This is a genomic window from Pseudomonas sp. Sample_10, from assembly GCF_004321495.1.
In the GTDB taxonomy this organism is placed as follows: domain Bacteria; phylum Pseudomonadota; class Gammaproteobacteria; order Pseudomonadales; family Pseudomonadaceae; genus Aquipseudomonas.
In genome coordinates this window covers 13,404-34,536 of the sequence record NZ_RCOE01000114.1, presented here as the reverse complement: position 1 = coordinate 34,536, position 21,133 = coordinate 13,404, and the positions used below count along the sequence as shown (strand labels likewise).

Genomic DNA, 21,133 nt, shown 5'->3' with positions numbered 1-21,133 from the left:
CCCGCACCATGCAACGCGAATGCCCGTGCTAGCATATCGCGCATATTTGGAGGACCCATGGTCGAACACGATTTCCGCTACAGCCTGATGAACCCGCAACACACCCTCACCGAATGCCGCGCCCTGGTGCCGGGGCGCTATCAAGTCACCGGCAACGGCGGCTCGATTCGCAATAACGACGTGTTGGTAGTGACCCTCAAGGGCGCCAAGGACTTGTCCATGCGCCTGACCGTCGAAACGGTTCGCCACTTGATCAATCCACCCGGGCAATGGGTTGCGGTAGCCAGTGGCCCGGTGTTCGGCGAACTGGCGATCCACACCTGGCAGGTGAACTGCGACAGCTGTGCAAAAGAGCTGAGCTTCGAGTTCGCGGTCGACGCCAAGTTGGGCAACAAGGCCGAAAAGCCTGCCGCCACTGCGCGAATTGCCGAGCTGGGCTGGACCACCGTCGGCGAAAAGCACCTGTGCCCGAAGTGCCAGGAGCCTGCGTGATGAAACACCTCGCCCTGGCCGCGCTGGTCGGTGCAAGCCTGATGGGCTGTGCTGCCGATCCGGTGCAATTGCAACAAAACCGCAGCTACATTCTGGAGTGGATCGGCGAACGTCCGTTGATGGACTACAGCCACCTGACCATCACGCTCGGCGAAGATGGTCGCGCCTACGGCAATGGTGGCTGCAACCACTGGTTCGCGCCATACACCCTGGAAGGCAACAAGCTGAGCTTCGGCAAAATCGGCAGCACCCGCAAACTCTGCGCGCCGGCGCTGATGGAGCAGGAAAAACGCTTCCTTCAGGCGCTGGAAAACGTGCAACGCTGGGACGTATCGTCAATCGATCAGATGCGTTTCTGGCCGGCCGAAGGCAAGCCGCTGCGCTGGTGGCTTGAGGAAGGTTGATGTCCCCTCCTCCCTTATCATTCCCACGCTCTGCGTGGGAATGATCAAGTGACGCTCCGCGTCACAGGGACGCAAAGCGTCCCGGGCGGCGTTCCGACGCAGAGCGGGGGAACGATCATCATCCCTCGATTCAATTCTGCGCCTGCAACGCCTCCAGCTTCGCCATCACCCCCGCCGCTGTCTGCTCTCCCATCAATTGCTCACGCACCTTGCCTTTGTTATCGATGATATAGGTCACCGGTAATGCCTCACTGCGTGGCAGTTCGAACACTTCCGAAGGGTCCTGGGCCAGCACGGTAAATTTGATTCCAAGCTTCTCACTGGCGCTTTTCAGCTCTTCGCCCTGCACATTGTCGAAGTTGACCCCGAACACACCGATCTTCTTGCCCTGGAGCTGATCGGCCAAGGCGTTCAGCTCCGGGATCTCGGTACGGCACGGCCCGCACCATTCAGCCCAGTAATTGAGCACCAGCCATTTGCCATCCAGACGCTCGGCGGCGACTTTCTGTCCATTCTGGTCAATCCCGTAGTCGTTTCCGCAGCCCCCCAACAGCAACGCCCCAATGATCGTCAATGCTGCTGCCAGTCGCCTTGTCATGTCGTGTTCCTTGTCAAAAATTGAATGCGCCTGCGACCCATCGCCTCCCAAGGTTCTGGATTACGCGCTGCACAGTTAGAATAGCCGCCACCTTACGCAAGATGCGACCCGCTCATGACCGATCTGACGCTTTATCACAACCCGCGCTGCTCGAAATCCCGCGGTGCGCTCGAACTGCTCGAAGCCCGTGGCCTGACGCCGAACGTGGTGCGCTATCTGGAAACCCCGCTCGACGCCGCGCAAATCCAGGGTCTGCTGGGCAAACTCGGCATTAGTGCCCGGCAACTGCTGCGCACCGGCGAGGACGAATACAAGACCCTCGGCCTCGCGGACGGCAGCCTGAGCGAAGCGCAATTGATCGCCGCCATCGCCGCCCACCCGAAACTGATGGAACGTCCGATTCTCGAAGTCGGCGATAAAGCCGTCATCGGTCGTCCACCGGAGCAGATTCTGGAACTGTTGCCATGAGTGCGCCGTACATTCTGGTGCTGTACTACAGCCGCAGCGGTTCGACCAATGAAATGGCCCGGCAAATTGCCCGCGGTGTCGAGCAGGCTGGCCTAGAAGCGCGGTTGCGCACAGTGCCGGCGATTTCCACGGAATGCGAAGCCGTGGCGCCGGACATTCCCGACGAAGGCGCGCTCTATGCCAGCCTCGACGACCTTAAAAACTGCGCTGGCCTGGCACTGGGCAGTCCGACTCGTTTCGGCAACATGGCGGCGCCGCTCAAGTACTTCCTCGATGGCACCAGCAACCTGTGGCTGACCGGCGCGCTGGTGGGCAAACCGGCCGGCGTGTTCACGTCCACGGCGAGCCTGCACGGTGGCCAGGAAACCACCCTGCTGTCGATGATGCTGCCATTGCTGCACCATGGCATGTTGATCACCGGCCTGCCCTACAGCGAATCGGCGTTGCTGGAAACCCAGGGTGGCGGCACGCCGTACGGCGCCAGTCATCACGCCGGAGCCGATGGCAAAAGCGGTCTGGACGCTCATGAAGTGGCGCTGTGCCGTGCACTGGGCATGCGCCTGGCCAAGACTGCGCAGAAACTGGAGGGCTGAAGGTGGCCAAGAAGCCGAAGGTCCTGCCCGCCATCGAATGGCTCGAACCGCGCGTCAAGGCGATGCGCGTCATCAGTCTGCTGTGCTTTTTTGGTCTGGTGGGATTGCTCTGCGTTTACTACCTGATGATTGCCGATCTGCACGGTGCACGGCCGTGGGTGATTCTGCTGATCGAGCTGGTGCCGTTGCTGCTGCTCGCACCGGGGATGATTGTCGGCAACGCCCGGGGGCATTCATGGATGTGCTTTGTGGTGAACCTGTACTTCATCAAAGGCGCGTTGGCCGCGTATGACCCGAACCGGCAGATGTTCGGCGTGCTGGAGATGGCCGCGAGCCTGGCGGTGTTCTGTTCAGCGCTGTTGTATGTGCGCTGGCGGTATCAGTTGAACCGCAAGTTGGCTGGCGAAGGCGAGATATCCGTCGCCTGATCGGGCCTCATCGCTGGCAAGCCAGCTCCCACAGGTATTGGGCTTGAACACAAATTCTGTGAGCAACTCCCGCAGGTATTGGGCTTGAACACAAATTCTGTGAGCAACTCCCACAGGTATTGGGTTTGAACACAAAATGTGTGGACAACTCCAATCACTGTGGGAGCTGGCTTGCCAGCGATAGGCCGGGGTCGCGCTCGACCGACTCGGTCTCAATGATTGACGGTGTAGGCCAGCATCATCGAAATCTGACTCATCGGCCGTCCGCCGCTTTCTTCATGCCATTGGTTGAACACATCCTGCACCAGCGCCAGGTCGCGCAGGCTGGTTGGCACCTTGTCGATGATGTTCTGTGCGTTCAACGCCGCGACCACATCGTAACTCGGCACAAAGGTATCCTTGCCGACCATGCGCAGGAAACGCGGCGCAGACAGGCCGCCCAATTGATGGCCGCGCTTTTTCAGCATCGTCCACAAGCCGACGATATCGGTCACCGGCCAATCGGCGATCATCGCACCGAAGCTGCCCTTCTCAATGGCGACGTCCAGCACGAACTGCGCATTGCGCGGCACACTCTTCAATTTGCCCAGGTGGCGGATAATCCGCGCGTCCTGCATCAGGCGTTCCAGATGCTCGGCGCTCATCAGCACGACTTTTTCCGGGTCGAACTTGAAGAACACTTCTTCGAAGGCCGGCCACTTGGCGTCCACCAGGCTGTGCTTGAGCCCGGCACGGAATACGCGCAATGCCATGGTCGAGAGGTAGCGGTCATCGCTGATCTTGCGCAATTGCGCCGGGGTCTTGGGAACGGGCAGATGGGCTTCCAGTTCAGCCGCCGAACCGAAACGGTTCAGGCAGAATTCATTCAGCCACTTGTAGTCGCGCATGCCCTCTCCTGAGGATTAGATGAATAAACCCATGTGGGAGCCAGCCTGCTGGCGATGAGGGAGTGTCAGCCGACAATGATTTGTCTGACCCACCGCTATCGCCAGCAGGCTGGCTCCCACATCAAGGTGATTAAAGGTTAACCACGTTGACGAAGCGCGAAGCCGCCGTTTCGTCGATCTTGAGGCTGGTGAAGTCGAACAGGTTGCGGTCCGCCAGTTGCGACGGGATCACGTTCTGCAAGCTGCGGAAAATGCTCTCGGTACGACCTGGGGTCTTGCGCTCCCAGTCCTGGAGCATTTCCTTGACCACCTGACGTTGCAGGTTTTCCTGGGAACCGCAGAGGTTGCACGGGATGATCGGGAACTGCTTGAAGTCCGAATATGCCTGGATGTCCTTTTCGTTGCAGTAGGCCAACGGGCGGATCACCACGTTGCGTCCGTCATCGGCGCGCAACTTGGGTGGCATGGCCTTGAGCGAACCGTTGAAGAACATGTTGAGGAAGAACGTCTCGACGATGTCGTCGCGGTGATGACCCAAGGCCATTTTGGTCGCGCCGATCTCGTCAGCGAACGTGTACAGCGTGCCGCGACGCAGGCGCGAGCACAGCGAGCAAGTGGTTTTCCCTTCGGGAATCAGTTCCTTGACCACCGAGTAAGTGTCTTTTTCGACGATGTGATACTCGATTCCCAGCTCTTTGAGGTAAGCCGGCAGCACGTGCTCAGGGAAACCCGGTTGTTTCTGGTCCATGTTCACGGCCACGATCTCGAACTTGATCGGCGCGACCTTCTGCAAGTGCATCAGCACATCGAGCATGGTGTAGCTGTCCTTGCCGCCGGACAGGCAGACCATGACCTTGTCGCCGTCTTCAATCATGTTGAAATCGGCAACAGCCTCACCGGCCTGGCGGCGAAGGCGCTTTTGCAGTTTGTTCTGGTTGACCGTAAGAGTGCCCATGACGCGAAATCCGTGAGGTGTGACGAAAGGCGGGCATTTTACGCAAAAACCTATCCCGGGCGAAGCGTCCTGACGGATCGCCTGCCGTTCTACAGATGCAACTGCGATTAAGCGCAGGCTTTACAGCGCAATTTGCTCTAAGCCCCCTCTCCTTGTGCGGTTAACTCCTTCCTATACTGCGACATAAGGTCGCATTCGTATTCCAGACCTTTTACTTACTTGGCCGTATTGGCCCGTAGGCGCTCCACTGGGGGGCGACGGTATAAAAGAGGAGTGACTGGCATGATCCATCACGTAGTGGGGCTCTTCACCCACCCTGACCAAGAATGGAAAGAAATCCGTGGCGACCAGGAGGAAAGCATCAGCCACATGTACCTGACCCACACCCTGATTCTGGCGGCCATCCCTGCTGTGTCGGCGTTTATCGGCACCACGCAGGTCGGCTGGGTGATCGGTAACCGGCCGCCAGTGATGTTGACGATGGAAAGTGCGCTCTGGATGACGATCATGTCGTACCTGGCGATGCTCGGTGGCGTCGCGGTCATGGGCGCGTTCATCCACTGGATGGCCCGCACCTATGACGCCAATCCCAGCCTGGCACGCTGCGTAGCCTTCGCGACCTACACCGCGACGCCGCTGTTCATCGGCGGCTTGGCGGCGCTGTACCCGCATATGTGGCTGGGGATGATCGTCGGCACTGCGGCGATCTGCTACACGGTCTATCTGTTGTATGTCGGGCTACCGACGTTCATGAACATTCCAACTGACGAGGGCTTTCTGTTTTCCAGTTCGGTGCTCGCCGTAGGCCTGGTCGTGCTGGTGGCTATCATGGCGTTCACTGTCATTGTCTGGGGACTCGGCGTGGGGCCGGTCTATACGAATTAGCAACACACCCTCCAAAAATCAGATCTGCCGACACAGGCCGCCGCAAGGCGGCCTTTTGATGCCTCCTGCCAGAAGAAACGCAACGACCATTCGGCGCTCAAACGATTCGCAAGGCCCGAGGGTTGCGGCATACTCAACGTCTCTGGAGATCCATCAAGCATGCCCGAGCAACTCAATACCCGCGTCGAAGACTGTTTCCAACAAGCCGAATCCTTTTTCAAACGACCTTTCAAACGCCCCGTGGTGAGCCTCAAGCTGCGCGGGCAAAAAGCCGGTGTCGCGCATTTGCACGAGAACCTGCTGCGTTTCAACCTGCAGTTGTACCGGGAAAACACCGAGGACTTCCTCAAGCAGACAGTGGCCCACGAAGTTGCCCACCTGATCGCTCATCAACTGTTCGGCGACCGCATTCAGCCCCATGGCGAAGAGTGGCAATTGATCATGCGCGGCGTGTACGAACTGCCGCCCAATCGCTGCCACACCTACGACGTCAAGCGCCGCAGCGTCACCCGCTACATCTACAAGTGCCCGTGCGCCGACAGCGATTTCCCGTTCTCGGCGCAGCGCCATGGCCTGGTGCGCCAGGGGCGGCGGTATTTGTGTCGGCGGTGTCGCAACACCTTGGTGTTCAGTGGGGAAATGCGGGTCGAATAGGCGGATCTTTCTGCTGGCTGTACCGTCCTCATCGCCAGCAGGGCTGGCTCCTACAGGGGATTTACGGTGCGACGCACATCCAGTGTGGGAGCCAGCCCTGCTGGCGATGAGGCCGGCACAGGCACTAGAGAATCACCTTGGCCTGCCGCAGTTCTTCAATCCGCTCAACACTAAATCCCAACTCCCCCAACACCTGATCCGTATGCTCGCCCAACGCCGCGCCAATGTGCCGGGGCGCCGGCAATCCTTCTGAAAACTTCAACGGACACGCCATCTGCGCCTGGCTCGAACCATCGCCCCTCGGCACTTGCGTGACCAAATCCCGTGCCTGCAACTGCGGATGACGCAGCGCTTCCCCGACGCTCAAAACCGGCTCCACGCATGCATCCAGTTCCGCAAACAATGCACACAACTCGGCGAAGTCATGTTTCTCGAACTCCACTGTCAGCGCGTCCTTGAGTTTCCTCTGCTGCGACGGTTGCGGGGACAGGCCGAGGTTCGCCAGCTCCTCCAGCCCAAGCGCCACACATAACTGCTTCATGAACGCCGGTTCGAGGCTGCCCACCGACAACCAGCGGCCATCCCGCGAACGGTAATAGTCGTAAAAGCTACCGCCATTGAGCATCTGGTCTTCCCGGCCCGGCTCGACACCGCAGGCCAGGTACCCGGCGCCCGCCATGGCATTAAGGCTGAAGGCGCAGTCGGTCATGCTCACATCCAGGTGTTGCCCCTGCCCGGTTTGCTGGCGGGCGATCACCGCGGCGAGCAACCCGATTACCCCGTGCAACGAACCGCCGGCGACATCCGCCACTTGCGGCCCCAAGGGCAGCGGCCCGCTGTCGGCACGGCCGGTGTAGCTGGCCAGCCCGGCCAGCGCCAGGTAATTGATGTCATGGCCGGCACGTTCCCGGTAAGGGCCGGTCTGGCCGTAACCGGTGATCGACACATAAATGAGTTTGGGATTGATGGCCTTCAGGGCTTCATAGCCCAGCCCCAAACGTTCCATGACACCGGGGCGAAACTGCTCCAGCACAATGTCGTAGTCCTCAAGAAGCTGCTTGATGACCTCCAGCGCCTCAGGCTGCTTGAGGTCCAGCGCCAGGCTGCGTTTATTGCGATTGAGATAGGCGTGGCTGGCTGATACGCCCTGGTCATGGGGTGGCAGCACGCGCAGCAGGTCCATGCGGCTCGGCGATTCGATGCGCAGCACGTGCGCGCCCATGTCCGCCAGTAACAACGAGGCGAACGGCCCCGGCAGCAATGTCGAGAAATCCAGAACCTTGAGTGATGCCAGTGGACCGAGCATGGATGTTCTCCCTGAATGATGCCCCCAGACTAGGCAGCCGGACGCTCAGGGGCAATAACCTTATGTGCCAGTGACGCTGACCGTTGCGCTCAGGTCGCAGGCAGAAAAAAACCCGCCGAAGCGGGTTTTTCATTGCAGCAGGTTTATTTGGCGTTAGCCGGGGCGACCTCGTCGGCGTGGCCCAGAACGTCGTCTTTAGGCTCGTCGGCAATGCCGCGACCGCCAGAAGCCAGCTCGGATTGCAGTACGTCGGTATCCAGTTCCTTGACCCACTTGGCCACCACGATGGTCGCCACGGCGTTACCAATCAGGTTGGTCAGGGCACGGGCTTCGGACATGAAGCGGTCGATGCCGAGGATCAGCGCCAGGCCGGCAACCGGCAAGTGGCCGACAGCGGACAGCGTGGCTGCCAGTACGATGAAGCCCGAACCGGTCACACCGGCAGCACCTTTGGAGGACAGCAGCAATACCACCAGCAGGGTGATCTGGTGCGTGAGGTCCATGGGGGTGTCAGTGGCCTGGGCAATGAACACGGCCGCCATGGTCAGGTAGATCGCCGTACCGTCGAGGTTGAACGAGTAACCGGTCGGGATCACCAGGCCTACCACGGACTTCTGCGCGCCCAGACGCTCCATCTTGATCAGCATGCGTGGCAGTACCGATTCCGAAGAAGAAGTACCCAGTACGATCAGCAGTTCTTCACGGATGTAGCGGATCATTTTCAGAACGCTGAAACCGTGCATGCGAGCAATACCACCCAGCACGATCAGGATGAACAGCAGGCAAGTGATGTAGAAGCACGCCATCAACTGGCCCAGTTGCACCAGCGAGCCGACACCATAGGCACCGATGGTGAACGCCATGGCACCGAAGGCACCGATTGGCGCGAGCTTCATGATCATGTTGATGATGTTGAACATGACGTGGGCGAAGCGATCGATGAAGTCCAGGATCGGCCGGCCGTAGGCGCCCAGGCGATGCAGGGCGAAACCGAAGATCACCGAGAACATCAAGACTTGCAGGATGTCGCCCGTGGCGAATGCGCCGACGATGGTGGACGGGATCACGTTGAGGAGGAAGCCAACGACGCTTTGATCAGCACCGGCCGCAATATACGTAGCGACCTTGGAAGCATCCAGAGTGCTGACGTCGATGTGCATGCCGTTGCCGGGCTGCACGATATTGACGACCACCAGGCCGACCAGCAAAGCGATGGTCGAAACGATTTCGAAGTACAGCAGCGCGTAACCACCGGTCTTGCCGACCGATTTCATGTCCTGCATGCCAGCGATACCACTGACGACGGTGCAGAAGATGATCGGGGCGATGATCATCTTGATCAGTTTGATGAACCCGTCACCCAGCGGCTTTACGGCCACACCGAGCTGTGGATAGTAGTGACCGAGCAAAATACCGATGACAATTGCAACGATCACCTGGAAATACAGGGATTTATACAGTGGCTGACGAGTCGTCATTGCAAAGTTCCTCAAGAGTACGCGCTGCCAACATCCATCGATGGCCGGCGACACCTCAATTGCGAACCCTCCTGCACTGGAGGGATTTGTTTTTTCGAGCTGCGCGACGGCAGGCATCTGTCGCTTGTATCGCAAAGCCCGTGCCACCTGCGGTAAAACATCCACAAGCCTTTTGATATCAGGGGTTGCAGGTCGCGCCGTATCGTTGAACCGTTGAGCGCACTGGCGGATTTCCGCCCTCCAAACAGATCACGTCCTGCAATTTGGCGGATATCCGCCTTGTCCATCGTTTGGCACCGCAGCTACCATCCGCCGCTCAATGGACGGATTTAGCCGCTATGCGCGAACGCACCATCGCCAGTCACTTTGCCCGCGCCGTCCTCGGTGGCGCGCAACGCCGTGGCCTGGACTATTCGAGCCTGTTGCAACAGTTGGGGATCAGCCCCGAATTGCTCGACGAGCCGCGGGCGCGCATTGCACCGGAGCAGTTCACCCGACTGATTCAGGGACTGTGGCTGGCACTGGACGACGAGTACCTGGGCTTTGGACGCGGCCCCAGCAAGCCGGGCAGCTTCGCCATGATGTGCCATGCGGTGATCCACTGCCGTAATCTGGAGAAGGCGCTGAACCGCGGTTTATTATTTTATAGTCTATTCCCCGACGCCCCGCGCCTGACCCTGACGCGCGAAGACGAGATGATCCGCCTGAGCCTGGACGATTCGCAGCTCTGGGACCCGGACCATTTTCTCAGCGAGAGCCTGCTGGTGATCTGGCATCGTTTCGGCAGTTGGTTGATCGGCCAGCGTATTCGCCTGGAACAGGCCGCATTCAGTTACCCGCGGCCGGAACACGGCGCCGAGTACGACTTGTTGTTCTCCTGTCCTTTGACGTTTTCCGCGCCCCAGAGCAGCCTGTTGTTCCATAGCCGCTACCTGAACATGCCGCTGCTGCAGGACGAACGCACCCTCAAGCATTTCCTCGAACACTCGCCGGCCGATCTGCTTTCACGCCCGGACGACGGCAACAGCCTGAGCAGCCAGTTGCGCCGCTTGCTCAGCCGCGACAGTGCCCGCTGGCCGGACCTCGACGCTGTTGCCGCGCACCTGCACATCAGTGCGCAAACGCTGCGTCGACACCTGCGTGAGGAAGGCACCAGTTTTCAGGAGTTGAAAGATCAGTTGCGCCGGGATATCGCGATTTATCACTTGAGCCGCGCGGACCTGTCATTGCAACAGATTGCCGAGCAACTGGGGTTTTCCGAGCCTTCGGCGTTTCACCGGGCGTTCAAGAAGTGGACTGGGGTGACGCCGGGGGCTTATCGGGCGCAGGAAAACTGAACCCATAACCTGTAGGAGCCGGCTTGCTGGCGATGGCGGTGTGTCAGCGACACAAATGTTGACTGACACACCGCCTTCGCCAGCAAGCCGGCTCCTACAAGGGCACGCGATGGTTGCGGATCAAACCAGCGGTAAATGTATCCGGAACGCCGCGCCGCCCAAGGGTGAATCGCCCAGGGTCAATCGGGCGCTGTAGCTCTCGATGATGTCCTTGACCACCGCCAAACCAATACCCTGGCCCGGGTGCTGCCGATCCAGCCGTTCGCCACGCTCGAGAATCCGCGCGCGCTGATCCATAGGCACGCCAGGGCCGTCGTCCTCGACGCACAATTCGATGCCACCGAGGTTTTCCCGCAGGCTGATGCGCACCTCGCCCAGGCACAGGCGGTAGGCGTTCTCCAGCAAGTTACCGAGCATTTCCAGCAAGGCACCCTGCTCGATCGGCACAAAACACTCGTCCGGCAGATCGAAGGTGACCCGTACGCGTTTGTCGCGGTAAACCTTGTCCAGCGTGTCGCACAGGCTTTGCAGCACAGGTCGCAGGCGCACCTGATGCCGCACCAGACCGCTTTTGCGCAGGCTGGCGCGCTGCAATTGATAGCTGATCTGCTGGCTCATGCGTTCGATCTGGGTTTGCAGCACCCATGCCTGATCGCGATCTTCCGGGCGTTGCGCCATGTCTTCGCTGACGCCTTGCAACACCGCCAGCGGCGTTTTCAGGCTGTGTGCCAGATCATCCAGGGAATCACGGTAACGGCTGCGCTGTTCGCGCTCGCTGTGCAGCAAGCGATTGAGCGAACCGGTCAGACGCAACAGTTCCCGGGGATGCTCTTCGCTCAGACTTTCGCGGGTGCCGCCTTCGATCTGGTCCAGCTCCTGACTCAACCGGCGCAAGGCTTTCAGCCCCCAGGTCAGGCCGAACCAGAGCAAGGCCAGCAATACCAGCAACGCTGCCCCGAAGCCTAGATAGAGATTTTCCCGCAGACCTGCGAGGGTGACTTCGTATTCGCGAACCGGCTGCAGGGCAACGATACTGAACGCCGCACTCTTGCCCCCCAGCAGTTTGACCTCGACGTCATAGACGAAAAACTCCTCGCCGTTGGCCTCGCTGATTCTCGCGAATTCGTTGCCGCGCCCGTCGTAGCGCGGTTTGTAGTTAATGTGTTCCTCCTGCGTGGCCTTCGACCGCCAGACCAGCCGTCCTTCGCGGTCATAGATGTAACCGAGCAAACGGCTGTCAGTGAGGTTGAAACGCTCGTCGGGCAATTGCGCCGGCATCTGCAAACGGTTGCTCTCGACTCGGGCGGCAGAGATCAGCGTCGTGACATCAGACGCCAGACGCTGTTCGATGGAGTCCTGCAAGGCGAGACTGAACGCGCCTTGCATTGCCGGCAGCAACGCCAGCATGAACAACACCGCCAGCAATGTGGCGGCGAGCATCAAGCGAACGCGAAGAGAACGAATCAAGTGCAGCGCTCACTGAACAGGTAGCCGAGGCCACGCACGGTATCGATCGGCTTGAAGCCCGCCGGCCCTTCGAGCTTGCGGCGCAGTCGGCCGACCAGCACCTCGATCACATTCGGATCTCGCTCATCGTCATCCGGGTAAAGCTGCTCCATCAACCGGTCCTTGGCCACCACTTGCTGATGATGGCGCATCAGGTATTCGAGGATGCGGTACTCGTAAGCGGTCAACGCCAGCGGTTGCTCATCGAGGGACGCCTGCTTGCGATTGAGATCAAGCTTCAAAGGGCCGGCGACGATGGTCGATTGGGTAAAACCGCTGGAGCGGCGCAACAAGGCATTGAGCCTTGCGTCGAGCTCTTCGAACTGGAACGGCTTGACCACATAGTCATCGGCTCCGGCGGCAAGGCCCTCGACCTTGTCCTGCCAGTTGCCCCGGGCGGTGAGAATCAGGATCGGGAACGCCTTGCCGCCGGAACGCAACTGACGAATCAGATCGAGCCCGCCCATGCCCGGCAGACCAAGGTCGATCACCGCCAGATCGAAATTGAACTGCCCGGCTTGATACAAGGCTTCTTCGGCATTGGCCACACTTTCGACGACATGGCCGCTTTCCGTCAGGCGGGTTTGCAGGTGATGGCGCAACAGCGCTTCATCTTCGACGACCAGCAGTTTCATAACGCTCTCCAGGGCAAATCAACCTCTCCCGAGGGAGATAACCGAGCCTCGATGACTTGTTTCATGATTGTGTGCTGATGTCCGACGCAAGGGACAGAACAGAGCGGCCCATGAGGTCTTCCTGGCGCAGTTTAATGCCATTGTGCGAGACCGACACGTTGGTGTAACCGGCGTGATAACCGGACTGGCCATTTTGCTGCGCCAGGCTCGCGCCCCAATCACTGTCGTTACTCACCACGGCATTGACGGTCGAGCGGCTCAAGACCCGGGACTTTTTGTCCTTGTCGCCGGTCTGTGCAAAAACACGACTGGCCAAATGATCGTCAGCCGCGTGGGCGGCGGCACTGGCGCCCAGCACAGTGAAAGCCAGGAGCAGTTTCTTGAAGCCAGTCATAGGGAGTTTCCTCATGCGCTGTTCGCTTTTTGGGTAGGGCAAGGTTACCGACCTCGCCCTGAACTCCCCCTGAACGCAATCTGAACCTAAGCTGAATCATCTCACCCCAAGCGGTTCGATGAATTTGAACAGGAGATTCAACCATGCGCATGTTCCTCGCTGTCCTTTTGCTGACCTTGAGCGGTCTCGGCCAGGCCGCCATCAAGACCCAGGAAATCCCCTATCAAAGTGCCGACGGCACAAAATTGATCGGCTATTACGCCTACGACGATGCGATCAAGGGACCGCGTCCGGGTGTCGTGGTGGTGCATGAGTGGTGGGGGCTCAACGACTACACCAAGCGCCGCGCCCGAGACCTCGCCGGGCTCGGCTATAGCGCCCTGGCCATCGACATGTATGGTGATGGCAAGAACACCGAGCATCCCAAGGACGCCATGGCGTTCATGCAAGCGGCCATGAAGGACAGCGCCGCGTCCAGCGCGCGGTTCCAGGCCGGGCTCGACTTGCTCAAGAAACAGGCGCAAACCGATCCGGACAAAATCGCCGCCATTGGCTACTGCTTCGGCGGCGCCGTGGTGCTCAACGCCGCGCGCCAGGGTGTGCCATTGGCCGGCGTGGTGAGTTTCCATGGCGCGCTGGCGACCAACACCCCTGCCGCACCGGGCAGCGTCAAAGCGAAGATCCTCGTCGAGCATGGTGCGCAGGACAGCATGATCACCCCGGATAACGTTGCCGCGTTCAAAGCCGAAATGGAAAAGGCCGGCGCCGACTACACCTTCGTCAGCCTCGACGGCGCCAAGCATGGCTTCAGCAATCCGGATGCCGACCGCTTGGGCCATGGCGATCACGGCGGGCCTGACATCGGCTACAACAAAGCGGCGGATGAAAAGTCCTGGGCGGACATGCAGGCGTTTTTCAAGAAGATCTTTGGCTGACACGCTAAACCCTGTGGCGAGGGAGCTTGCTCCCGCTGGGCTGCGAAGCGGCCCCAGATGAGGCTAACGCGTATACCCTGTTTGCGACTGCTACGCAGCCGAGCGGGAGCAAGCTCCCTCGCCACAAAAGCCCTTTTGCACTACCCAGCCGCAGCCCAACCCGGCAAAATGCCCGTCATGAATGCCCTCCCCGCCCTTCCCGCCTGCTGCACCCCGCTCGATGCGCATTGGCCGTTGCCATTTGTGTTGTCCGACACGGTGCTGTTGAGTACCCACTTCGATCCTGCGCAACTGCTGGGTGATGACTTCCAGCGCAGCGCCATCGAGGCGCCACCCAGTATCCAGCGCTCCGTCGCCAAGCGGCAGGCAGAGTTTCTTGCCGGACGGCTTTGCGCCCGCGCCGCCTTGCAAAAACTCGAAGGCCTGAACTTCAGTCCGGCCATCGGCGAAGACCGGGCACCTGTCTGGCCTGCGCACATCACCGGTTCGATCACCCACAGCACCGGGCGGGCAGCGGCCATCGTTGCGAAAAGAAGCCATTGGCGCGGTTTGGGCATGGACCTGGAAAACCTGCTCAATGCCGAACGCGCCGAACGCCTGGCCGGAGAAATCCTCACCGCGCCCGAGCTGCAGCGCATGGCCGCCCGCTCTCGTGATCAATTGGCATTGCTGGTGACCCTGACGTTCTCGGTGAAGGAAAGTTTGTTCAAGGCGCTCTACCCCATTGTCCAGCAGCGCTTCTATTTCGAGCATGCCGAAGTGTTGGAGTGGACCGAACGGGGTGAAGTGCGGTTACGGTTGCTGACCGACCTGTCCAATGAATGGCGCAACGGCACCGAGCTGGAGGCGCAGTTCGGGGTGCAGGATGGGCAGTTGTTGAGCCTGGTCAGTATCAAGGCTTGAGTTATCCGGCGCTTGCCCGGGCCTCATCGCCAGCAGGCTGGCTCCCACAGTTGGTCACAGGTGTTGCCAAATTTTCGGCCCACTGCAAATCCAATGTGGGAGCCAGCCTGCTGGCGATGAGTCCTGTGCAGGCAATGCAAACTCTCACCGCTTTTCTTGATTCCTCGGCCAACTCAGACTGAAACACGCCCCGCCCAGATTCTTGCTTTTGCTGATCAACGCCCGCCCCTCATGCCAATGAATGATCCGCCGCACGATCGACAAGCCCAAGCCATGCCCACCCGAGGCGCGGGTACGGCTGTCGTCGAGGCGCAGGAATGGCGTGAAGATTTTCTCCCAGGCGATTTCCGGAACACCCGGCCCATCATCTTCAACATCTACCCGGCAGCGTTGCTGGCCCACCTGATAACTGATGGTCACCCGTGATTGGGCATGGCGCATGGCGTTGCTCACCAGATTCTGGATCGCCCGGTGCAGGTAGCGTGGCTCGGCCTCGACCCAGGCGTCGTCACAATCGGCAGCCGACAGGCACAAGCCTCGCTGCACCGTGACATCGGCGCGCAACGGTGCCAGCTCCTCGATCACCTGATTGACCAGCGCATCCAGGTCGATACGCTGAAAGTTCAGCGCCGGTGAACCCTGCTCCAGTCGTGCATAGGTGAGCATTTCATCCACCAGGCGATCGAGGTCCTCGATGTCGTGGTCCATGCCTTCGCAGTATTTTTCCAGGGCTTGCGGCGTAGTGGCCGAGCCGATCATCTCCAGGCCAAAGCGCAGGCGCGCCACCGGCGTACGCAATTCATGGGACACCGCGCGCACCAGTTCTCGCTGGATCGCCAGCAGCTGCTGCAAGTGTTCGGCCATGCCGTTGAATGCCGACGCCAAGCGCCCGACCGAGTCCGCGCCGCGCGCCGGCACGCGGGTTTCCAGGCTGCCCTTGGCGATACGCGTGGCCGCCGCTTCCAACCCGCGCAAGCGCCGCTCCAGTTGCCGCACCAGCAGATAGACGATCAAACCGATCAGGGTCAGGCCCAACGCTGCAATCAGCACCAGCCACTCCGGCGGATAAGGATTCATCTGGTACAGCGGGCCGATTTCCAGCACCCACGGCGTACCGACCATGCCGGCAAACACCCGGATCGAATCGCCGCCCTTGCCCAGCGCCATGACCGTGTCGCCCTCGGACACGCGACGACTCTGGTCTTCGTCCATGTCAGCGTCTTCGACGGTGACCAGACGCAAGTCAAAACCAAACCCTTTGTCCTGCTTCAATTGCGCCAGCCGCACCGGTTGCTCACCCACCGGATAACGCACCAGCTCATCGACCAACAGGTAAATCGTCGCCCTTGCCAGTTGCTCGCTGATCTGCTGCACCTCCCCGGTGAGAACCAGCTGTTCCTTTTCGCTGACCAGGCGATAAACCTTCGCCGCATGCGGCCCGGTCTGCTCCACCAGCGCCTGGCCATGCAGCACACGGGTACGTTGACGCAGGTCGAGGTCGGTTTCGTTGAAGGTTTTCAGCGCCAGCGGAATGCCCAGCAATCGCTCCCACACCAGCAACGCCCGGTGGCGCTCGGTCTGGTTCATCGGTTGCAGGTTGTCGGCCATCAGCGAAAACGTGCCATGGGCCAGACGCTCGCGGTACTGCTCGCTGCGCACCTGGTTGAGCATGTGCAACGCCAGCACGCCAAGCACCGCCACCAGAATCAGCGCGGCGCACATGCCGCCATAAATACGCAGGAAGATCGAGTTCACAGGGTTGGGTCTACGCAGGCCTCGGGAACGAACAGGTAACCTTTGCTACGCACAGTCTTGATCAGCCGTGGATGATCCGGGTCGTCGCCGATTTTCGGACGGATGCGCGAGATGCGCACGTCGATGGAACGGTCCTGGCCGTCATAGCCGATCCCGCGTAGCGCGGTGAAGATTTCTTCCCGGGACAGAATGCGCCCGGCGTTGGCCACCAACAGCCAGAGCAAGTCGAATTCGGCACTGGTCAATTCGATACCGTTGTCGTTCAACCAGGCTTCGCGCAAGGCGTTGTCCACCACCAGCGGACCAAACTGCAGGCGCCGTTGTTTTTCCGGTGCCGGTTCCGGGGCTTCACTGCGCCGCAGCAACGCCTGGATACGCGCCAGCAGCAAGCGCGGGCGCACCGGTTTGCAGACGTAATCGTCGGCGCCCAGGTCGAGGCCGAGGATCTGGTCGGTGTCATCGCTGCGTGCGGTGAGCATCAGGATCGGGCCGTCGTAGCGGTCGCGGACCTTGCGGCAGATACTCAGGCCATCTTCACCGGGGAGCATCAGGTCGAGGATCACCAGGTCCGGCTGTTCCTTGATGATGCGCGCTGCCGCCAGGGCGCCATTGCCCTCGATCGACACCCGCAGGCCATTGGCTTCCAGGTAATCGCGGGTCAGTTCGGCCAGACGCTGGTCGTCCTCCACAATCAGTACCTGCCAGGCTTCTTGCTCCACGGATGACCTCTGCTTGCCAATGACGCTAATAAGGAAGGATCCGCCCGTCTTTTTGTAATGATTCGGGGGGATAAATTGCATATACGCTGGCCGATTGTATAAACGTCACCTGCGCAGAACACAAGCCGGTAAATGCGTTCGGACATGGCGGTTTTTTGTGATAGGGTTCGCGCCCTTAAAAATCCGGCCGGCCGTTTTCGATCGTTGAAAAATGCTGAAAAAAGGTCCGGTCCAGCAGCATCGCGGCCTACACGCCGGTTCGCTCTTTCACACACAATTTACGCACAGGTTTATCCACAGGTAGTACGTTGCAATCGCCCCCCAAAACGCATTATCTTGTAGCCCAGCGCCAAAAAAACCCTAGATGTAGGGTTTAGCGCAAAAAACCAAACACAAACCGGACACCAATTTCAAGCGCTTTTCTTGCCACTGTCCGGTTGAACCAAACGTATTTTCGAAAGACCAAACCGCGCGTGCGGATGGCTACTGTATTTCGGCCCGATGGGGTGAAAACGGTACGGGTTTTGCAGTCCTGAACTGTCACCTCAAAGGACCCCGGTCTTGCGCCCAAGGCGTGAGACCAAAGACTTCGGCATGGAAGCGGCGCCCAATAGCCCCCTTCCTGATCTGTCCCGAAGTTGGTATGCCCGGCACTCGCCGGTTGTAGTGCTTCAGGACGGAACGGTGGGCACTGTGATGGTGCCCAAACAAACATAGAGAATGTGGAGACAACCCCCCATGCAAACCGACACAACTCGCGAGAACCCGCAGGGCACCTTGCCGCAGGCTACAGATTCGAATCAGGATCTGTCCGCCACCGCGCCTGGCCAACTGCGCGTGATCAAGCGTAACGGCACTGTCGTTCCTTATACCGATGACAAGATCACCGTCGCCATCACCAAAGCGTTTCTCGCAGTTGAAGGCGGCACCGCTGCTGCTTCGTCGCGAATCCACGACACCGTGGCCCGCCTGACCGAACAGGTCACCGCCACCTTCAAGCGTCGCATGCCATCGGGCGGCACCATCCACATCGAAGAAATCCAGGACCAGGTTGAACTGGCCCTGATGCGCGCCGGCGAGCAGAAAGTCGCGCGCGACTACGTGATCTACCGTGACGCGCGCTCCAAGGAACGCGCTGCGCACGCCCCGGTCGAAGAAGCCGTCAACGCTCACCCGTCGATCCGCATCACCCGCGCCGACGGTACTTTCGCACCGCTGGACATGGGCCGCCTGAACACCATCGTCACCGAAGCGTGCGAAGGCCTGGAAGAAGTCGACGGCGACCTGATCCAGCGCGAAACCCTGAAAAACCTGTACGACGGCGTAGCCCTGACCGACGTCAACACCGCACTGGTGATGACCGCCCGTACCCTGGTCGAGCGTGAGCCGAACTACTCGTTCGTGACCGCCCGCCTGCTGATGGACACCCTGCGTGCCGAAGGCCTCGGCTTCCTCGGTGTTGCCGACAGCGCCACCCACCACGAGATGGCCGACCTGTACGCCAAGGCCCTGCCGGCCTACATCGCCAAGGGTATCGAATTCGAATTGCTGAACCCGGTTCTGGCCGACTTCGACCTGGAAAAACTCGGCAAGGCGATCAACCACGAGCGCGACCAGCAGTTCACCTACCTGGGCCTGCAAACCCTGTACGACCGTTACTTCATCCACAAGGATGGCGTGCGTTTCGAACTGCCGCAGATCTTCTTCATGCGCGTGGCCATGGGCCTGGCGATCGAAGAGAAGCACAAAGAAGACCGTGCGATCGAGTTCTACAACCTGCTGTCGTCCTTCGACTACATGTCGTCGACGCCGACCCTGTTCAACGCCGGCACCCTGCGTCCACAGCTGTCGAGCTGCTACCTGACCACCGTGCCGGATGACCTGTCGGGCATCTACCACGCGATCCACGACAACGCCATGCTGTCGAAATTCGCTGGCGGCCTGGGCAACGACTGGACCCCGGTTCGTGCGCTGGGTTCGTACATCAAGGGCACCAACGGCAAATCCCAGGGCGTCGTGCCGTTCCTCAAAGTGGTGAACGACACCGCCGTCGCCGTTAACCAGGGTGGCAAGCGCAAAGGCGCTGTCTGTGCCTACCTGGAAACCTGGCACATGGACATCGAAGAGTTCATCGAGCTGCGCAAGAACACTGGTGATGACCGTCGTCGTACCCACGACATGAACACCGCCAACTGGATCCCTGACCTGTTCATGAAGCGTGTCTTCGATGACGGCAAGTGGACCCTGTTCTCGCCATCCGAAGTACCGGACCTGCACGACCTGACCGGCAAGGCCTTCGAAGAGCGTTACGAGTACTACGAAGCCCTGACCGAGTACCCGGGCAAGGTCAAGCTGTTCAAGACCATCCAGGCCAAAGACCTGTGGCGCAAAATGCTGTCCATGCTGTTTGAAACCGGCCACCCATGGCTGACCTTCAAAGACCCGTGCAACCTGCGCAGCCCGCAGCAGCACGTCGGCGTGGTCCACAGCTCGAACCTGTGCACCGAGATCACCTTGAACACCAACAAGGACGAGATCGCCGTTTGCAACCTGGGCTCGATCAACCTGCCGAACCACATCGTGGGCGGCAAGCTCGACACCGCCAAGCTGCAACGTACCGTCAACACCGCCGTGCGCATGCTCGACAACGTGATCGACATCAACTACTACTCGGTGCCGCAAGCGAAGAACTCCAACTTCAAGCACCGTCCGGTCGGCCTGGGCATCATGGGCTTCCAGGATGCGCTGTACCTGCAGCACATCCCTTACGGCTCCGATGCTGCGGTGCAGTTCGCCGACACGTCCATGGAAGCTGTCAGCTACTTCGCGATCCAGGCGTCCTGCGACCTGGCCGACGAGCGTGGCGCCTACGAGACGTTCCAGGGCTCGCTGTGGTCCAAGGGCATCCTGCCGCTGGATTCGCAACAGATCCTGATCGAAGCCCGTGGCCAGAAGTACATCGATGTCGACCTGAAGGAAACCCTGGACTGGGCACCGGTACGTGCCCGCGTGCAGAAAGGTATCCGTAACTCCAACATCATGGCCATCGCGCCGACCGCGACCATCGCCAACATCACTGGCGTATCGCAGTCGATCGAACCGACCTACCAGAACCTGTACGTGAAATCGAACCTGTCGGGCGAATTCACCGTGATCAACCCGTACCTGGTTCGCGACCTCAAGGCTCGCGGTCTGTGGGACTCGGTCATGATCAACGACCTGAAGTACTACGACGGTTCTGTTCAGCAGATCGAGCGCATCCCGCAAGAACTCAAAGAGCTCTACGCGACCGCGTTCGAAGTGGACACCAAGTGGATCGTCGACGCGGCCAGCCGTCGTCAGAAGTGGATCGACCAGGCTCAGTCGCTGAACCTGTACATCGCCGGCGCTTCGGGCAAGAAGCTGGACGTGACCTACCGCATGGCTTGGTACCGTGGCCTGAAAACCACTTACTACCTCCGTGCCCTGGCCGCGACCAGCACCGAGAAGTCGACCATCAACACCGGCAAGCTGAACGCTGTTTCCAGCGGCGGCAACCACGGTGACGACTCGGTCCTGGCAGCGCCTGCCGGTCCTGCTCCAGTACCGAAGGCTTGCGCCATCGACGAGCCGGATTGCGAAGCTTGCCAATAAGCTGAGCCGGTAGGCGTCGAAAGACGCTTATCCGAACCCCCGACAGGCCTCTGGCTTGCCGGGGGTTTTCTTTTGCCCCTCTGCAGGAGCAAAGCTTGCTCGCGATGGCCATTTCACGATTCGTCTGGGTTTTCTGCCCCTCTGTAGGAGCAAAGCTTGCTCGCGATG

Annotated in this window: 21 protein-coding genes; 11 read left to right on the top strand and 10 right to left on the bottom strand. The window is 60.0% G+C overall.

Translation table 11 applies throughout. The features are described 5' to 3' along the window. The first annotated feature begins 57 nt into the window (after window positions 1-57). Window positions 58-492: a hypothetical protein gene (locus tag D8U18_RS10820; RefSeq protein WP_007988765.1), complete on the top strand. Its 435-nt coding sequence runs from the start codon at window positions 58-60 to the stop codon at window positions 490-492. Next, complete coding sequence (locus D8U18_RS10815) at window positions 492-896, top strand: META domain-containing protein (protein ID WP_056853130.1); 405 nt, start codon at window positions 492-494, stop codon at window positions 894-896. The genes D8U18_RS10820 and D8U18_RS10815 overlap by 1 nt, the downstream gene beginning before the upstream one ends. 130 nt (window positions 897-1,026) lie before the next feature. Here the strand turns inward: D8U18_RS10815 and D8U18_RS10810 are convergent, their stop codons facing one another. Then, the gene (locus D8U18_RS10810) at window positions 1,027-1,494 is read right to left on the bottom strand and encodes a TlpA disulfide reductase family protein (RefSeq protein ID WP_130907419.1); all 468 of its coding nucleotides are present in this window, start codon (window positions 1,492-1,494) and stop codon (window positions 1,027-1,029) included. Window positions 1,495-1,608: 114 nt separating this feature from the next. Here D8U18_RS10810 and arsC point away from each other — a divergent pair, with 114 nt between their 5' ends. From arsC to D8U18_RS10795, 3 genes are read left to right on the top strand one after another with little or no spacing between them, the layout of a single operon-like run. Beyond that, entirely contained in the window at window positions 1,609-1,962 is a 354-nt protein-coding gene (gene arsC / locus D8U18_RS10805; RefSeq protein WP_131107605.1) for an arsenate reductase (glutaredoxin), read from the top strand. Beyond that, complete coding sequence (gene wrbA / locus D8U18_RS10800; RefSeq protein WP_008054817.1) at window positions 1,959-2,555, top strand: NAD(P)H:quinone oxidoreductase; 597 nt, start codon at window positions 1,959-1,961, stop codon at window positions 2,553-2,555. Before arsC ends, wrbA begins: the two co-directional genes overlap by 4 nt. A gap of 2 nt (window positions 2,556-2,557) precedes the next feature. Next, window positions 2,558-2,983 (top strand): DUF2069 domain-containing protein, encoded by a 426-nt coding sequence (locus D8U18_RS10795; protein ID WP_130906341.1) that lies wholly within the window; start codon window positions 2,558-2,560, stop codon window positions 2,981-2,983. A gap of 212 nt (window positions 2,984-3,195) precedes the next feature. Here the strand turns inward: D8U18_RS10795 and D8U18_RS10790 are convergent, their stop codons facing one another. Further along, on the bottom strand, window positions 3,196-3,870 hold the full coding sequence (locus tag D8U18_RS10790; RefSeq protein WP_130906342.1) for a DNA-3-methyladenine glycosylase I: 675 nt from the start codon (window positions 3,868-3,870) through the stop codon (window positions 3,196-3,198). A gap of 130 nt (window positions 3,871-4,000) precedes the next feature. Then, window positions 4,001-4,825 (bottom strand): tRNA 2-thiocytidine(32) synthetase TtcA, encoded by an 825-nt coding sequence (gene ttcA / locus D8U18_RS10785; protein ID WP_056853135.1) that lies wholly within the window; start codon window positions 4,823-4,825, stop codon window positions 4,001-4,003. A 282-nt stretch (window positions 4,826-5,107) separates the two neighbouring features. Here ttcA and D8U18_RS10780 point away from each other — a divergent pair, with 282 nt between their 5' ends. Together D8U18_RS10780 and D8U18_RS10775 are read left to right on the top strand one after the other, a co-directional pair. Further along, window positions 5,108-5,710, top strand: a complete 603-nt coding sequence (locus tag D8U18_RS10780) for a Yip1 family protein (RefSeq protein ID WP_056853136.1) — start codon at window positions 5,108-5,110, stop codon at window positions 5,708-5,710. A gap of 159 nt (window positions 5,711-5,869) precedes the next feature. Next, window positions 5,870-6,364 carry a SprT family zinc-dependent metalloprotease gene (locus D8U18_RS10775; RefSeq protein WP_056853137.1) on the top strand — a complete coding sequence of 165 codons (495 nt, stop codon included), beginning with the start codon at window positions 5,870-5,872 and terminating at the stop codon, window positions 6,362-6,364. A gap of 124 nt (window positions 6,365-6,488) precedes the next feature. Here the strand turns inward: D8U18_RS10775 and D8U18_RS10770 are convergent, their stop codons facing one another. Then, on the bottom strand, window positions 6,489-7,670 hold the full coding sequence (locus tag D8U18_RS10770) for a CaiB/BaiF CoA-transferase family protein (RefSeq protein ID WP_130906343.1): 1,182 nt from the start codon (window positions 7,668-7,670) through the stop codon (window positions 6,489-6,491). A gap of 143 nt (window positions 7,671-7,813) precedes the next feature. After that, window positions 7,814-9,148 (bottom strand): dicarboxylate/amino acid:cation symporter, encoded by a 1,335-nt coding sequence (locus tag D8U18_RS10765; RefSeq protein WP_056853139.1) that lies wholly within the window; start codon window positions 9,146-9,148, stop codon window positions 7,814-7,816. A 338-nt stretch (window positions 9,149-9,486) separates the two neighbouring features. Between D8U18_RS10765 and D8U18_RS10760 the strand changes: the two genes are divergently transcribed. After that, a complete protein-coding gene (locus D8U18_RS10760; RefSeq protein WP_056853140.1) occupies window positions 9,487-10,485 on the top strand; it encodes an AraC family transcriptional regulator in 999 nt (332 codons plus the stop codon). Between the two features lie 120 nt (window positions 10,486-10,605). On the opposite strand, the gene D8U18_RS10755 is transcribed toward D8U18_RS10760, so the two are convergent. The 3 genes from D8U18_RS10755 to D8U18_RS10745 form a co-directional block, all read right to left on the bottom strand. Then, on the bottom strand, window positions 10,606-11,952 hold the full coding sequence (locus D8U18_RS10755) for an ATP-binding protein (RefSeq protein ID WP_130906344.1): 1,347 nt from the start codon (window positions 11,950-11,952) through the stop codon (window positions 10,606-10,608). Beyond that, window positions 11,949-12,626, bottom strand: a complete 678-nt coding sequence (locus D8U18_RS10750) for a response regulator transcription factor (RefSeq protein WP_056853142.1) — start codon at window positions 12,624-12,626, stop codon at window positions 11,949-11,951. Before D8U18_RS10750 ends, D8U18_RS10755 begins: the two co-directional genes overlap by 4 nt. Window positions 12,627-12,687: 61 nt before the next feature. Continuing rightward, on the bottom strand, window positions 12,688-13,020 hold the full coding sequence (locus tag D8U18_RS10745) for a hypothetical protein (RefSeq protein ID WP_131107604.1): 333 nt from the start codon (window positions 13,018-13,020) through the stop codon (window positions 12,688-12,690). 143 nt (window positions 13,021-13,163) lie between these two features. Between D8U18_RS10745 and D8U18_RS10740 the strand changes: the two genes are divergently transcribed. Together D8U18_RS10740 and D8U18_RS10730 are read left to right on the top strand one after the other, a co-directional pair. Next, a complete protein-coding gene (locus D8U18_RS10740) occupies window positions 13,164-13,955 on the top strand; it encodes a dienelactone hydrolase family protein (protein WP_131107603.1) in 792 nt (263 codons plus the stop codon). Between the two features lie 177 nt (window positions 13,956-14,132). After that, window positions 14,133-14,858 (top strand): 4'-phosphopantetheinyl transferase superfamily protein, encoded by a 726-nt coding sequence (locus D8U18_RS10730; protein ID WP_206663166.1) that lies wholly within the window; start codon window positions 14,133-14,135, stop codon window positions 14,856-14,858. 144 nt (window positions 14,859-15,002) lie between these two features. Here the strand turns inward: D8U18_RS10730 and D8U18_RS10725 are convergent, their stop codons facing one another. Together D8U18_RS10725 and D8U18_RS10720 are read right to left on the bottom strand one after the other, a co-directional pair. Beyond that, the gene (locus D8U18_RS10725) at window positions 15,003-16,613 is read right to left on the bottom strand and encodes an ATP-binding protein (protein WP_056853146.1); all 1,611 of its coding nucleotides are present in this window, start codon (window positions 16,611-16,613) and stop codon (window positions 15,003-15,005) included. Then, window positions 16,610-17,332: a response regulator gene (locus D8U18_RS10720; RefSeq protein WP_130906349.1), complete on the bottom strand. Its 723-nt coding sequence runs from the start codon at window positions 17,330-17,332 to the stop codon at window positions 16,610-16,612. Before D8U18_RS10720 ends, D8U18_RS10725 begins: the two co-directional genes overlap by 4 nt. 738 nt (window positions 17,333-18,070) lie before the next feature. Here D8U18_RS10720 and D8U18_RS10715 point away from each other — a divergent pair. Next, window positions 18,071-20,965, top strand: coding sequence for a ribonucleoside-diphosphate reductase subunit alpha (locus D8U18_RS10715; RefSeq protein WP_131107601.1), 2,895 nt, complete (start codon window positions 18,071-18,073; stop codon window positions 20,963-20,965). Window positions 20,966-21,133: the final 168 nt, after the last annotated feature.

Excerpts from the sequence above, each read along its gene's own strand:
- D8U18_RS10820 (WP_007988765.1), top strand. The coding sequence starts at position 58 with ATGGTCGAACACGATTTCCGCTACAGCCTGATGAACCCGCAACACACC.
- D8U18_RS10815 (WP_056853130.1), top strand. The coding sequence starts at position 492 with ATGAAACACCTCGCCCTGGCCGCGCTGGTCGGTGCAAGCCTGATGGGC.
- D8U18_RS10810 (WP_130907419.1), bottom strand. The coding sequence starts at position 1,494 with ATGACAAGGCGACTGGCAGCAGCATTGACGATCATTGGGGCGTTGCTG.
- arsC (WP_131107605.1), top strand. The coding sequence starts at position 1,609 with ATGACCGATCTGACGCTTTATCACAACCCGCGCTGCTCGAAATCCCGC.
- wrbA (WP_008054817.1), top strand. The coding sequence starts at position 1,959 with ATGAGTGCGCCGTACATTCTGGTGCTGTACTACAGCCGCAGCGGTTCG.
- D8U18_RS10790 (WP_130906342.1), bottom strand. The coding sequence starts at position 3,870 with ATGCGCGACTACAAGTGGCTGAATGAATTCTGCCTGAACCGTTTCGGT.
- ttcA (WP_056853135.1), bottom strand. The coding sequence starts at position 4,825 with ATGGGCACTCTTACGGTCAACCAGAACAAACTGCAAAAGCGCCTTCGC.
- D8U18_RS10780 (WP_056853136.1), top strand. The coding sequence starts at position 5,108 with ATGATCCATCACGTAGTGGGGCTCTTCACCCACCCTGACCAAGAATGG.
- D8U18_RS10775 (WP_056853137.1), top strand. The coding sequence starts at position 5,870 with ATGCCCGAGCAACTCAATACCCGCGTCGAAGACTGTTTCCAACAAGCC.
- D8U18_RS10770 (WP_130906343.1), bottom strand. The coding sequence starts at position 7,670 with ATGCTCGGTCCACTGGCATCACTCAAGGTTCTGGATTTCTCGACATTG.
- D8U18_RS10765 (WP_056853139.1), bottom strand. The coding sequence starts at position 9,148 with ATGACGACTCGTCAGCCACTGTATAAATCCCTGTATTTCCAGGTGATC.
- D8U18_RS10760 (WP_056853140.1), top strand. The coding sequence starts at position 9,487 with ATGCGCGAACGCACCATCGCCAGTCACTTTGCCCGCGCCGTCCTCGGT.
- D8U18_RS10750 (WP_056853142.1), bottom strand. The coding sequence starts at position 12,626 with ATGAAACTGCTGGTCGTCGAAGATGAAGCGCTGTTGCGCCATCACCTG.
- D8U18_RS10745 (WP_131107604.1), bottom strand. The coding sequence starts at position 13,020 with ATGACTGGCTTCAAGAAACTGCTCCTGGCTTTCACTGTGCTGGGCGCC.
- D8U18_RS10740 (WP_131107603.1), top strand. The coding sequence starts at position 13,164 with ATGCGCATGTTCCTCGCTGTCCTTTTGCTGACCTTGAGCGGTCTCGGC.
- D8U18_RS10730 (WP_206663166.1), top strand. The coding sequence starts at position 14,133 with ATGAATGCCCTCCCCGCCCTTCCCGCCTGCTGCACCCCGCTCGATGCG.
- D8U18_RS10715 (WP_131107601.1), top strand. The coding sequence starts at position 18,071 with ATGCAAACCGACACAACTCGCGAGAACCCGCAGGGCACCTTGCCGCAG.